Origin of the sequence: Maribacter caenipelagi, assembly GCF_004364175.1 — a bacterium.
GTDB classification, from domain to species: Bacteria; Bacteroidota; Bacteroidia; order Flavobacteriales; family Flavobacteriaceae; genus Maribacter; species Maribacter caenipelagi.
Genome location: NZ_SNZW01000016.1, coordinates 392,212 through 406,093 on the forward strand (window position 1 = coordinate 392,212; position 13,882 = coordinate 406,093).

At 35.8% G+C, this 13,882-nt stretch carries 12 protein-coding genes; 11 read left to right on the forward strand and 1 reads right to left on the reverse strand.

Annotated elements, in window-relative coordinates:
• Positions 1–447: a hypothetical protein gene (locus DFQ03_RS14150; protein ID WP_133673823.1), complete on the reverse strand. Its 447-nt coding sequence runs from the start codon at positions 445–447 to the stop codon at positions 1–3.
• Between the two features lie 214 nt (positions 448–661).
• Here DFQ03_RS14150 and DFQ03_RS14155 point away from each other — a divergent pair, with 214 nt between their 5' ends.
• The 11 genes from DFQ03_RS14155 to DFQ03_RS14205 all read left to right on the forward strand — a co-directional run bounded on the left by DFQ03_RS14155 (position 662) and on the right by DFQ03_RS14205 (position 13,853).
• Positions 662–1,855, forward strand: coding sequence for an Nramp family divalent metal transporter (locus DFQ03_RS14155; protein WP_133673824.1), 1,194 nt, complete (start codon positions 662–664; stop codon positions 1,853–1,855).
• Complete coding sequence (gene pxpA / locus DFQ03_RS14160) at positions 1,856–2,599, forward strand: 5-oxoprolinase subunit PxpA (RefSeq protein ID WP_133673825.1); 744 nt, start codon at positions 1,856–1,858, stop codon at positions 2,597–2,599.
• Positions 2,596–3,333: a 5-oxoprolinase subunit PxpB gene (gene pxpB, locus DFQ03_RS14165; RefSeq protein ID WP_243834510.1), complete on the forward strand. Its 738-nt coding sequence runs from the start codon at positions 2,596–2,598 to the stop codon at positions 3,331–3,333. Before pxpA ends, pxpB begins: the two co-directional genes overlap by 4 nt.
• On the forward strand, positions 3,326–4,165 hold the full coding sequence (locus tag DFQ03_RS14170; RefSeq protein WP_133673827.1) for a 5-oxoprolinase subunit C family protein: 840 nt from the start codon (positions 3,326–3,328) through the stop codon (positions 4,163–4,165). Before pxpB ends, DFQ03_RS14170 begins: the two co-directional genes overlap by 8 nt.
• Before the next feature lie 390 nt (positions 4,166–4,555).
• Positions 4,556–6,232, forward strand: a complete 1,677-nt coding sequence (ilvD, locus tag DFQ03_RS14175; protein WP_133673828.1) for a dihydroxy-acid dehydratase — start codon at positions 4,556–4,558, stop codon at positions 6,230–6,232.
• Between the two features lie 93 nt (positions 6,233–6,325).
• Entirely contained in the window at positions 6,326–8,059 is a 1,734-nt protein-coding gene (gene ilvB, locus DFQ03_RS14180; RefSeq protein ID WP_133673829.1) for a biosynthetic-type acetolactate synthase large subunit, read from the forward strand.
• 18 nt (positions 8,060–8,077) lie between these two features.
• Complete coding sequence (locus DFQ03_RS14185) at positions 8,078–8,656, forward strand: O-methyltransferase (RefSeq protein ID WP_133673830.1); 579 nt, start codon at positions 8,078–8,080, stop codon at positions 8,654–8,656.
• Positions 8,657–8,719: 63 nt separating this feature from the next.
• Complete coding sequence (ilvN, locus tag DFQ03_RS14190; RefSeq protein ID WP_036153906.1) at positions 8,720–9,238, forward strand: acetolactate synthase small subunit; 519 nt, start codon at positions 8,720–8,722, stop codon at positions 9,236–9,238.
• A 40-nt stretch (positions 9,239–9,278) separates the two neighbouring features.
• Complete coding sequence (gene ilvC, locus DFQ03_RS14195) at positions 9,279–10,754, forward strand: ketol-acid reductoisomerase (protein ID WP_133673831.1); 1,476 nt, start codon at positions 9,279–9,281, stop codon at positions 10,752–10,754.
• Between the two features lie 155 nt (positions 10,755–10,909).
• Positions 10,910–12,175, forward strand: a complete 1,266-nt coding sequence (ilvA, locus tag DFQ03_RS14200) for a threonine ammonia-lyase (protein ID WP_133673832.1) — start codon at positions 10,910–10,912, stop codon at positions 12,173–12,175.
• A gap of 91 nt (positions 12,176–12,266) precedes the next feature.
• Entirely contained in the window at positions 12,267–13,853 is a 1,587-nt protein-coding gene (locus DFQ03_RS14205; RefSeq protein WP_133673833.1) for an NADP-dependent glyceraldehyde-3-phosphate dehydrogenase, read from the forward strand.
• Positions 13,854–13,882 lie beyond the last annotated feature (29 nt).

Consider the following 13,882-nt stretch of genomic DNA (forward strand, 5'->3'; position numbering starts at 1 on the left):
TTAGTTAATAACTTTAATGTTGGCTTTTAGACCTTGCATAATTCCGATAATATTGTTTACGGTTTCATTTAGGTAATACCGTACTACAATATGAGGAATTCTAATGGTTGTAAATCCATTTTTAAAGGAATGCATCGCTTCTTCTAAATTATTGATAGCCTCATGTTCGGTAAGCTTATCGTATTCAGAATCTATTTCGATATTAAGCTTTACACGAGAAATGGCGATATCGATAGATTTTTTACCATTCCACCATTCTAGCATTGAATTTACTCCTGCTTCTTTTAAAGCATAGTAGAGCTGAATAGCTTCTAAAGGTGTATTATGCTTATTTATCAATAACTTAATACGTTCGTGATGCTTCATGCACAGCTCAACGCCTGCACTTTCCATTGCATTTTTGTGATCTAAGTAACCGAGTTCTTTTTTACATTCTAAACAAATCATTAATAGGTTAAGTTTAAGGTTTGGGGATAGCTATAACCTAGTTATTTTAGGATTAGTATGTAATCTCGATGAATGACATCCAACTTTTAGACGAACTGCAATTTTTTAGATTAACTGCATTTTGAAATGTTAAAATTGTGGTGAAAATGATTCTGGGTATGGTGAGCAAAGTCATATTTACCAATTATATTTACAAGAACTATAATTTTACTAAATGTTTAAGAAATTAGGTCCGGGAGTACTGGTAGCTGCTGCGTTTATTGGTCCAGGTACGGTTACTGCATGTACCTTGGCAGGGGTCGATTTTGGCTTTAGTTTACTGTGGGCCATGCTGTTATCTATTATAGCGACTTATATTCTTCAAGAAATGTCTGCCCGTTTAGGTATTGTTACACAGAAGGGTTTAGCAGATGTAATCAAACAAGAGCTGCACAATCCTTGGATTCGCAATAGTGTTATTGCTCTTATATTTTCTGCCATAATAATAGGTAATGCATCTTATGAAGCTGGTAATATTGGTGGTGCTACCTTGGGTATGGAGGCATTGTTCGGTTTAGAATATAGTTCTATGTATCCTTTTATACTAGGTGGCTTGGCTTTTCTTTTATTATATCTCGGTAGTTATAAAGCCTTGGAGAAGGTATTCATAGTACTTGTACTTATTATGAGTCTGTCTTTTGTAATGACGGCGATATTAACAAAACCAGATATGTGGGCACTTATTAAAGGATTGTTTATACCTACAATTCCTGAAGATGGTATTCTTACTATAATCGCTTTGGTCGGTACTACCGTTGTACCTTATAATCTCTTTTTGCATGCAGCGCTTGTAAGTGAGAAATGGAAATCGAAGGATGATTTAAAACTGGCTAAGCGAGATACGTTGGTTTCAATCATTTTAGGCGGACTCGTTTCTATAAGTATAATTATATCTGCTGCAGCCATAAATTCATCTGAAGTAAATAATGTAATAGATATGGCTAAAGCCTTAGAGCCCTTGTACGGTTCTGCTGCTTTATATTTTTTAGGAATTGGTATGTTCGCAGCCGGTATTACCTCTGCAATTACAGCACCTTTGGCTGCTGCATATGTGGCGAATAGTTGTTTTGGATGGAATGCAGGTTTTAAAGATTCTAAATTTAGAATGATATGGATGATAATTTTAGCTCTTGGTGTTTTCTTTTTATCCTTCGGTATTAAACCTATTGAGATTATAAAATTTGCTCAGATTACCAATGGCTTGTTATTACCTATTATCGCAGTCTTTTTGTTGTGGGTAGTTAATAGAACGGGTGTGATGGGTAAATACAAGAACAATCTAATGCAGAATATTTTTGGAGCATTGATTATTATACTTTCTGTTTTATTAGGTGCTAAAAGTATACTAACAGTATTAGGTGTTTTATAGATGACGAAACAATTTATTGATATTAATTGTGATGTAGGGGAAGGGGTAGGTAATGAAGAAGAGTTATTTCCTTTGATAAGTTCTTGCAATATTGCTTGTGGTGGTCACGCGGGTTCAAAAGAGACTATTCAGTTGTGTTTAGAACTAGCAAAGAAATATGATGTTAAGGTCGGTGCGCATCCATCATATCCTGACAGGGAAAACTTTGGTCGTGTTTCATTGAACTTGTTCGACGATGAATTAATCCTCAGTATAAAACAACAAATGCAATTGTTCACGTCTATATGTAGTCAGATGGATGTTGAATTGCATCATATTAAGCCTCATGGTGCCCTTTATAATGATATTGCAAAAGACGAACGTTTAGCCATTACTTTTTTAACTGCTATAGAAGAGTTCAAGAAAGGGGTGCTAATATATGTTCCTTATGGTAGTGCTATTCAAAAACTGGCAATTAAAAACGGATTCAAAGTTTTGGTGGAAGCCTTCGCTGATAGAAATTACAACACTGATTTAAGTTTGGTTTCTAGAAAAGAATGTAATGCCTTATTAACTGATGGTAAAGAGGTGCTAAATCATCTTTTAAGAATGTACAAAGAAAATAAGGTAAAAACGGTAAGCGGAGATAACATTCCTATTATTGCAAATACCTTTTGTATTCATGGCGATACACCTTCGGCATTGCAAATTTTGGCGTATCTTTCAAATGAATTACCTCATCATAATCTACTAGTAAAATCGTGAATTCCCCTAAAATAAATATCAAACCATTTGGAGTACATTCCGTCTTAATTGAATGGCCAAATGAGGTCAGTGAAGTCATATTAGAAAAGATATTACATTTTGAACGGTTTTTAAACAAAGAGGTGTTTACGAATAAGGAGTGGGAGTTAGTACCTTCTTATAATTCACTTTTGATTATTAATAGGACAAAACAGATCGATTTTCAGAAATTATCTTCCGATATAAGCAACTGGTATGTACAACTAAAAGAATCTCCAAAACCAGATAGATATTTATGGCGGTTACCTGTTTCATATGATTTGGAATTTGGACTAGATCTTGAAGAGGTCGCAAATCATTTTCATAAAACAAAAGAAGAGATTATAGCCTTACATACGGGTGCTACTTATACCGTATTCGGTATTGGGTTTTTACCTGGCTTTATGTATTTGGGCGGTATTAATAAAGAATTAGAAATGCCAAGAAAAGCAACGCCTCGGGCTAAAGTGGTTAAAGGTGCCGTTGGTATTGCAGGTAAACAAGCGGGTATCTATCCGCAAGAATCACCAGGAGGTTGGAATATCATCGGAAATTGTGCAGTGCCCATTTTTGATGCATCAAAAGAGAATCCATGTTTTGTAAGTGTTGGCGATAAAATAGAATTTTATAAGATTTCAAAAGCAGAGCATGACCTTCATAGAATTGAGGCTGAAGTGGGAATATATAAACCTGAAAAAATTAAGATAGATGCTTAAAGTTCTAAAAGCAGGTTTTTACACCACGGTTCAAGACGCAGGTAGATTTCATTATAGAAATAAAGGGGTACCCGTGTCTGGTGTTATGGATGAAATGTCGGTTTTTAAGGTGAATTCTCTGCTTGAGAATGAAGAGTCTTCTGCCGTGTTAGAAATTACTATGACGGGACCAACTCTCATTTTTGAAAAAGAAACCTCTATGGCGCTTGGTGGTGCAAAAATGTCTGCCACACTTAATAATTTACCTATTCAGAATTATAAAGTCTATAGGATAGAAAAAGGTGATATACTTTCTTTTGGTCGTTTAGAAAAAGGGTTTAGATCATACCTAGCTGTAAAGGGTGGCTTCACATCTAAAGAAATATTGGGTAGTAGATCATTTTACAAACCTATTACCAAAGTCAATAGATTGATTGATAATGATAATGTTCCTTTTTCGCTAGTGGAAGATTTTCAGCCTAAATTATCAGAAATAAAGGTCGCTTCATTTTTAGATGAATCTGTTTTAGAGGTAAACAAAGCACCAGAATTTGATATATTGACGGATAAGCAGTTGGAAGAAATTTTCTCTAAAACATTTACTGTAGCTCATGAGAATAACAGAATGGCATATCAGTTATCAGAAACTATAACACCACATACGAAATCAATGCTTACTTCGGCAACTATACCTGGTACGGTACAATTGACACCTGCTGGAAAATTGATTGTGCTAATGAAAGATGGACAAACAACTGGCGGATATCTAAGGGCTGTTCAATTAACAGATAAGGCAATCTGTATTCTAGCACAAAAGAAGGGCGGAGACGTTGTTAGCTTTAAATTGGTGTAATATGATACTTTTTCAACCGATTTTGTTAAGGCGCGATTAATCACCCATATTTTCAGTACTATTGTAGTATGAAATTATTAAACCTACATATTGAAATAGTCATTGTCATTCCTATTTGAGGATGATATAGCTTTTCATAATATGGAAAAACCTGTATCAGATGTATTTGATGCAGGTTTTTTTATGGAAAAAGAATAATATCAGTCTGATTCAAAGTATTGAATATGGTATATAGTTGTTGTTTAAATATCTGATATACAGTTTTTTAGACATAATTTTGATAAAATGAATTTGTATTGTCAATTATTGTTAAAATTAGAAATTTTTATAAACTTTTATCTTTGATTAAGGAGTATTAAGAAATCAAGATAAGCATACGAGAATTATATTATGGAGTTGAACAAACATAGTAAGAATGTAACCCAAGATCCAACACAACCAGCGGCACAAGCAATGCTTTATGCTATTGGTTTAACTGAAGAAGATTTAAAGAAACCATTAATTGGTATTGGTAGTACAGGTTATGAGGGTAATCCTTGTAATATGCACTTAAATGATTTGGCACAAGAGGTCAAAGTCGGTGTCAATAGCAATGGCTTAGTTGGTCTTGTATTTAATACTATTGGTGTAAGTGATGGTATTTCTATGGGTACATACGGTATGCGTTACTCTTTACCTTCAAGAGATATTATCGCAGATTCTATGGAAACTGTGGTGCAAGCAATGAACTATGATGGTTTGGTTACTGTTGTAGGTTGTGATAAAAATATGCCTGGTGCGCTTATGGCAATGATCCGTTTAAATAGGCCTTCCGTATTGGTTTACGGTGGTACTATAGCTTCCGGTTGTTATAAAGATAAGACCTTAGATATCGTTTCTGCTTTTGAAGCTTGGGGAGAGAAGGTTGCCGGTACTATGAATGAAGATGATTACAAAGGTGTAATTCAGAACGCATGTCCTGGTGCAGGTGCATGTGGTGGTATGTATACTGCTAATACCATGGCATCTGCTATTGAAGCTTTGGGTATGGCTATGCCTTATAATTCTTCTAACCCTGCTATTGGAAAAGATAAGCAGTACGATGCTATAAATTCTGGTAAGGCTTTAAGAAACCTTCTAGAGAAAGATATTAAGCCAAGCGATATCATTACCCGTAAATCTATGGAGAATGCTATCCGTTTGCTGACACTTTTAGGTGGGTCAACGAATGCAGTACTACACTTCTTGGCGATTGCCAAAGCTGCCGATGTTGAATTTACTTTAGATGATTTTCAAAAAATTAGTGATACCACGCCATTCTTGGCAGATTTAAAACCTAGTGGTAAATTCTTGATGGAAGATGTTCACCGTGTTGGAGGTGTACCTGCCGTTATGAAGTTTATGCTAGAAAACGGAATGTTACATGGCGACTGTCTTACTGTTACTGGTAAAACAATTGCAGAAAACTTAGCTGAGCTTCCAGGTTTATTGGAACATCAGCAGGTTATTAAGCCTTTGAGCAATCCTATTAAGGCGACAGGTCATTTACGTATTCTTTATGGCAACCTTGCAACTGAAGGTGCTGTGGCTAAGATAACTGGTAAAGAAGGTTTGTATTTTTCAGGTCCGGCTAAAGTATATAATGACGAGTTTCTTGCCAATGCAGGTATCGGTAGAGGTGAAGTGAAAAAGGGAGATGTTGTGGTTATTCGCTATGAAGGACCAAAAGGAGGGCCTGGTATGCCAGAAATGTTGAAACCGACTGCAGCTATTATGGGTGCGGGTCTTGGTAAAGATGTTGCTTTGATTACAGACGGTCGTTTCTCTGGTGGTACGCACGGTTTCGTAGTAGGTCATGTGGCTCCTGAAGCACAAGATGGTGGTACAATCGGTTTATTAGAAGACGGAGATATTATCACTATTGATGCAGAGAAGAATGAAATATCTGTGGATCTTACAGACGAGCAATTATCAGAAAGAAAAAAGAATTGGAAACAACCAGAATTAAAGGTAAAAAGAGGAAGCTTATACAAATATGCACGTATGGTATCTTCGGCATCTAAAGGTTGTGTTACCGACGAGTTTTAAATAACACCGGCTAGATTTTAATTAGTTCTAGTAGGATTTTAATGTCAGGCTATTGTAACTCTTATATGCAATACTTGAATTTGATTATTAATTATGGAAACAGTAAAAGAGAAGAAAAAAAGTACAGATTCCAAGAAAACTATTAAGATTTCTGGAGCAGAGGCAATAATTCATTGTTTGTTGGCTGAAGGTGTGGAGACAATGTATGGCTACCCTGGTGGCGCAATTATGCCCGTCTACGATGAACTATATAAGTTTCAAGATAAATTAACGCATATTCTTACTAGACATGAACAGGGCGCTACGCATGCTGCTCAAGGGTATGCACGTGTTTCCGGTAAAGTAGGTGTTGCTATTGCAACTTCTGGTCCTGGTGCTACTAACTTAGTTACCGGTCTTGCAGATGCACAAATAGATTCAACTCCTATGGTTTGCATTACAGGTCAGGTTACTAGACAACTGTTAGGTACAGATGCTTTTCAAGAAACTGATATCATAGGTATTTCTACACCGGTAACGAAATGGAACTATCAAATTACCGAAGCTTCTGAAATACCAGAAGTAATGGCGAAAGCTTTTTACATAGCTAAATCAGGTAGACCAGGTCCGGTTCTAGTTGATATTACTAAAAATGCACAAATAGATACCTTCGATTTCTCTTACGAGAAATGTACTGCTGTTCGTAGTTATAAGCCGGTTCCAAAACCAAAAATGAGTGCAATTCAAGCAGCTGCAGATTTAATCAACAGCGCTAAAAAACCATTTATAGTTTGGGGGCAAGGTGTTATTCTTGGTCAGGCAGAACAAGAATTAAAAGCGTTGGTAGAGAAAGCTGGAATTCCTGCTGCATGGACTATAATGGGTGCATCTGCTTTAGATACCGCTCACCCTTTAAATGTTGGTATGGTGGGTATGCACGGTAATTACGGACCAAACTTAATGACCAATGAGTGCGATTTGTTAATTGCCATTGGTATGCGTTTCGATGATCGTGTAACTGGTAGATTAGAAGATTATGCGACACAAGCGAAAGTCATACATTTTGAAATTGATCCGGCAGAGATAAATAAAAACGTTCATGCAGATGTTGCCGTTTTAGGAAATTCTAAAGAAACATTAGGCCTACTATTACCATTAGTAAATGAAAATAAGCACGAAGCTTGGCATAATATTTTTAAAGAGAAATATCAAATTGAGTTCGATACTATTATAAAGAATGATATTCATCCAACCAAAGATGGCTTGACCATGGGTGAGGTGATAGAAGAAATTAATTTAGCTTCAAACAATAAAGCAGTTATCGTTTCTGATGTAGGTCAGCACCAAATGATCGCTTGTAGGTATGCTAAATTCTCTCAGTCTAAAAGTAATATTACTTCAGGTGGATTAGGTACTATGGGTTTTGCTTTACCAGCAGCTATAGGTGCCAAAATGGGCGCTATGGATAGGGAAGTGGTTGCTATCATTGGAGATGGTGGTTATCAAATGACTATTCAGGAATTAGGTGTAATTTTTCAACATAAAGTACCTGTTAAGATTGTTGTTTTAAATAATGAGCATTTAGGTATGGTTCGCCAATGGCAAGAGTTGTTCTTTGAGAAGAGATATGCATCGACTGTAATGGTGAATCCGGATTTTGTAAAAATAGCCGAAGGATATAGCATTGAGGCAAAACGAATTTCTGAACGCAAAGATTTAAAATCTACTATTCAGGAAATGATGGCTTCTAAAGAACCTTATTTCTTAGAAGTTAAGGTGGAGCAAGAAGATAATGTTTTTCCAATGATTCCTTCCGGAGCTTCTGTTTCTGAAGTTAGATTGAAATAATATCAAGAGAATAATTTCATGAACGATACTAACATACAAGACATTCCAAAAATACATACGGAGATTATCCGTAAATCTGAGGAAATCGGATTCACAATGCCGTCAGATTTGTATGTTGGTAGCTTTCTAAAAACCTTGATAGCCTCTAAGCCTAACGGTAGGTTTTTAGAAATAGGTACCGGTATTGGTCTTAGCCTTTCTTGGATGATAGAGGGTATGGATGCCGAATCTAAATTAATATCCGTAGATAATGATCAAGAGTTAATTTCTATTGCCACTAGTTATTTTGGCGGTGATGATAGGGTTGAGGTTATTTGTAAAGATGGTGCAGATTGGATAAAGAATTATACAGGATTAAAATTCGATTTAATTTTTGCTGATGCCTGGCCAGGAAAGTATAGTGAGATCGATGGGGTTTTGGATTTAGTTAAAGTTGGCGGATTTTACATTATCGATGATATGACAAAACAACCAAATTGGCCAGATGGTCATGAAGATAATGTCGTTGAACTGACAGCGTATTTAGAGCAACGTGAAGATTTGCAACTTACAAAAATGAACTGGTCTACCGGTTTAATAATGGCAGTTAAGAAGTAGTATAGAATAATAATAATGACACCATAAAATCCTTCTGTAGAAAGGAATAGGTAATTAAAGCTTATGGAAAATAAATGGTTTACAATATCGGTATATTCAGAGAATAATGTTGGATTACTGAACAGAATATCAGGTATATTTTTAAAGAGACATATTAATATAGAGAGTCTAAATGTCTCTAAATCAGAGATTGATGATGTTTCTAAATTTACGATTGTAGCACATACAACCGAAAAATGGGTGCATAATATCGTTGGCCAGATCGAAAAACAAATAGAGGTTATAAAAGCATATTACCATACTGATGATGAAACCATTTATCAAGAATCTGCTTTGTTCAAAATAGCATCGGGTCTTTTGTTTGACGAACGTCAAATTCAGAATATCATAAAAGATAACAATGCACAGATCGTCACCGTATCAAGAGACTTTTTCGTAATTGCTAAAAGTGGTAGAAGAAATGAAATTGATGAAATGCATGATCAATTAAAGCCGTACGGCATCATGCAGTTTGTACGCTCTGGTCGTATTTCGGTTACTAAAGATGAAATGAAAATTTCAGCGATACTAAAAGAATTTTAAATAAAGAATCTAAACAATAATCAAATAAAGTAAATACAAAATGGCCAATTATTTTAATACGCTATCATTAAGAGATAAATTAACGCAACTTGGAAAATGTCGTTTCATGGATTCGGCTGAGTTTGCAGATGGTGTAAATGCTTTAAAAGGCAAAAAAATTGTAATCGTAGGTTGTGGTGCACAAGGGTTGAACCAAGGTTTAAACATGAGAGATTCTGGTTTAGATATTTCTTACACACTTCGTGATGCTGCTATAAAAGAAAAGAGACAATCTTTTGTAAATGCATCTGAAAACGGATTCACAGTGGGTACCTATCAAGAATTGATTCCTACTGCAGATGTTGTTATTAACCTTACTCCAGACAAGCAGCATACAGCTGTCGTTAGTGCGGTAATGCCATTAATGAAAAAAGGCGCTACGCTTTCTTATTCTCACGGTTTCAATATCGTAGAAGAAGGTATGCAAATACGTGAAGATATAACGGTAATTATGGTTGCTCCAAAATGTCCGGGATCAGAAGTACGTGAAGAATATAAAAGAGGTTTCGGTGTACCAACTTTAATAGCGGTTCACCCAGATAACGATCCTCAAGGTAAAGGATTGGAGCAGGCTAAAGCTTACGCAGTTGGTACTGGTGGAGATAGAGCAGGTGTATTAATGTCTTCTTTTGTTGCTGAAGTAAAATCAGATTTAATGGGCGAGCAGACTATTCTATGTGGTTTGTTACAAACAGGTTCTATTCTTTGTTTCGATAAAATGATCGAAAAAGGAATTGACGCCGGCTATGCTTCTAAATTGATTCAATACGGATGGGAAACTATTACGGAAGGAATGAAATATGGTGGTATTACACACATGATGGATCGTCTTACCAATCCTGCAAAAGTTAAAGCTTTTGAATTATCAGAAGAATTAAAAGATATCATGCGTCCGTTGTTCCAAAAGCATATGGATGATATTATGACCGGTCATTTCTCTAAAACGATGATGGAGGATTGGGCTAATGATGATAAGAATTTATTAACATGGAGAGCGGCAACAGGAGAAACTGCTTTCGAGAAAACTCCTGCAGGTAGCCAAGAGATTACTGAACAGGAGTTTTATGATAACGGCGTGCTAATGGTTGCTATGGTAAGAGCTGGTGTAGAATTGGCTTTTGAGGCAATGACAGAATCAGGAATTATTGCTGAGTCTGCATACTACGAATCTTTACATGAAACTCCGTTAATTGCGAACACGATTGCTCGTAAGAAATTGTTTGAGATGAACCGTGTTATTTCTGATACTGCTGAATATGGTTGTTACTTATTTGATCATGCATGTAAGCCATTATTGACTGATTTTATGAAAGGCATAGATACTGATGTTATCGGTACAAACTTTTCTGAAGATATTGATAATGGAGTAGATAATGCGCAATTAATTGCGATAAACAAGGCATTACGTACACATCCGGTAGAAATTGTTGGTACACGATTACGTGAGTCAATGACAGCGATGAAGCCTATCGTATAGATTTATAATCTATTATAGTTATACCGATTGTCCGGTTGAGTGCATTCTAAAATTTGCAATCCTTTGTGGAATAGCAGTTTTTAAAGAGCTGTACTTAACCGGACAATTTAGGTTTTAAACTAGTTTTAAAATTTTAATAGTAGAATACAATTAATATGAAAGGGACTAAACCGGCATATTTTCCAGAACTAGATGATGTCTTACAGGCAGCACAGACTATTTCTGAAATTTCAGAGGTGACTCCGCTAACAGAAAGTATTCGTTTGTCTAAACAGTATAACTGTCAAGTTCGTTTAAAACGAGAAGATTTACAACGTGTACGTTCTTACAAAATTAGAGGTGCTTTTAATAAAATAAGCTCTTTAACCGAAGAGGAACGAGCAAAAGGTGTCATTTGTGCCAGCGCTGGTAACCATGCACAAGGAGTTGCTTTTGCATGTTTCCATTTAAAAATTAAGGGTACAATTTATATGCCATCGGTTACTCCAAAACAAAAAGTCGAGCAGACTAAACTGTTTGGTGGCGAATGGGTAGAAATCGTTCTGGAAGGAGATACGTTTGATGATGCCTCTCTAGCTGCTAAAGCCTTTGGTGATAGCACAGGTAAAATCTTTGTTCACCCGTTTGATGATCCTAAGATTATTGAAGGTCAAGCTACGGTTGGTCTTGAGTTGATTTCACAATCAAAAACACCTATAGATTATCTATTTGTATGCATTGGTGGCGGTGGTCTAGCATCTGGACTCATTGGTGTTTTTAGTCAGCTTTCGCCAAATACTAAAATTATAGGAGTGGAACCTAAGGGTGCTCCATCCATGAAAACATCTATTGAGGCAGGTAAAGTGGTTGCGCTTGATCATATTGATAAGTTTATAGATGGTGCTGCGGTTAAAAAAGTTGGTAGTTTAACCTATCCTATCTGTAATTATTACTTAGATAATATGATTACGGTAGATGAAGGTAAAGCGTGCCAGACTATTCTAGATCTTTACAATAGAGATGCCATAGTTGTTGAACCTGCCGGTGCGTTATCTATTGCAGCTTTAGATGAATATAAAGAGGAAATTGAAGGTAAAAATGTAGTTTGTATTATTGGTGGAAGTAATAATGATATTACGAGAACAGCGGAGATAAAGGAAAGAGCATTGCTTTATGGAAAACTAAAGCATTATTTTATCATAAGATTTCCTCAAAGACCTGGTGCCTTAAAAGAGTTTGTGGTAGATATATTAGGACCAACGGACGATATTACCCATTTTGAATATTCTAAGAAGTCTAGTAAGGAAAATGCACCAGCTGTAGTGGGTATTGAGCTTAAACATCCCGAAGATTTAAAACCATTGATCGAACGTATGAAAACTAACAATTTTTATGGCGATTATATAAATGATAAACCAGATTTGTTTGAATATTTGGTTTAAACTACTTTTAATATATCAGATTCAATTTCTAATTGTTTTTAGAAATCAATCCTAAGTACGATTATCAATCATAGTGTAAAATTAAAAAGAAATGAGTGATATTAAAATTCCAGAAGAATTTCAGATTACATCAACTATAGATCAAAAAAAGTATTTGGTCAACGGAGAATTGAAGGAGTGGAAAGGTGAAACTACAGCAGTATATTCTACTATTTCTTCGACAAAAGAATATAAGCCAACTTTACTTGGTAGTATTCCAGATTTGCAAGAGGCAGAAGCATTAGATGCCTTAGATGGTGCGTTAAAAGCATATGATAAGGGGCAAGGAGTGTGGCCAACCATGCACGTTAAAGATCGTATTGAATGTATGGAGGTTTTCGTTAAAAAAATGAAGACTAAAAGAGAAGAGGTAGTTAAATTATTAATGTGGGAAATAGGAAAGTCATTACCAGATTCTCAGAAAGAATTTGACCGTACAGTTGAATATATTGAAGATACCATTGAAGATTATAAGCAGTTAGATAGAGATGCAGCTAAATTTACAAAACATGATGGTGTCTATGCCCATATAAAAAGAGGTCCTTTAGGGGTTGTTTTATGTTTAGGACCATATAACTATCCGCTTAACGAAACATTTGCATTGCTAATTCCTGCAATTATAATGGGGAACACCACCATCTTTAAACCTGCAAAACATGGTGTTTTATTGATTACTCCACTTTTAGAGGCTTTTCAAACAAGTTTTCCTAAAGGGGTGGTAAATGTATTATTTGGTCGTGGTAGAACTGTTGCCGCACCAATTATGCAAACCGGTAAGGTAGATGTGTTAGCATTAATTGGTAATAGTAAATCTGCCAATGCTTTACAAGATCAGCATCCAAAAAGCAATAGATTGCGATTAGTTCTTGGGTTAGAAGCAAAAAATCCTGCTATTATATTACCTGACGCTGATTTGGACCTAACCATTAATGAATGTTTGGCCGGTACATTGTCTTTTAATGGGCAGCGTTGTACCGCTTTAAAAGTGGTTTATGTTCATGAAGATATCAGGGCAGATTTCAATAAAAACTTTGCAAAGAAAGTAGACGAGCTAAAGTTTGGAAATCCTTGGGAAGATGGTGTCAAACTTACTCCCTTACCTGAACCTGATAAAGCAGCTTACATACAAGGACTTATTGATGATGCGCTTTCTAAAGGTGCTAAGATCATTAATAAAAAAGGCGGTCAACATTTTGATAATTACATTTGGCCAGCGGTGCTATATCCTGTGACCAAAGAAATGCGTGTATATCAAGAAGAGCAATTTGGCCCTATTATTCCTATCGTACCTTTTACGGATATTGAAGAACCTTTAGATGACATGGCAGAAAGTAATTATGGTCAACAAGTAAGCTTGTTCGGTAAAGATGTGTATGCACTTTCTCCGCTGATAGATACCTTGGTGAACTTGGTATGTCGTGTTAACTTAAACAGCTCTTGCCAAAGGGGACCAGATGTTTATCCGTTTACCGGAAGAAAAGACTCTGCCCAGGCAACTTTAAGTGTGCATGATGCCTTACGCTCATTTTCAATAAGAACATTCGTTGCATTTAAGGATAACGAATTAAATACCGATATTATTGAAAATTTATTAGAGGCTAAACTGTCCAATTTTGTAAGTACAGACTATATCTTATAAGTTACCTTAATTGATTTATTTTAAGGAAA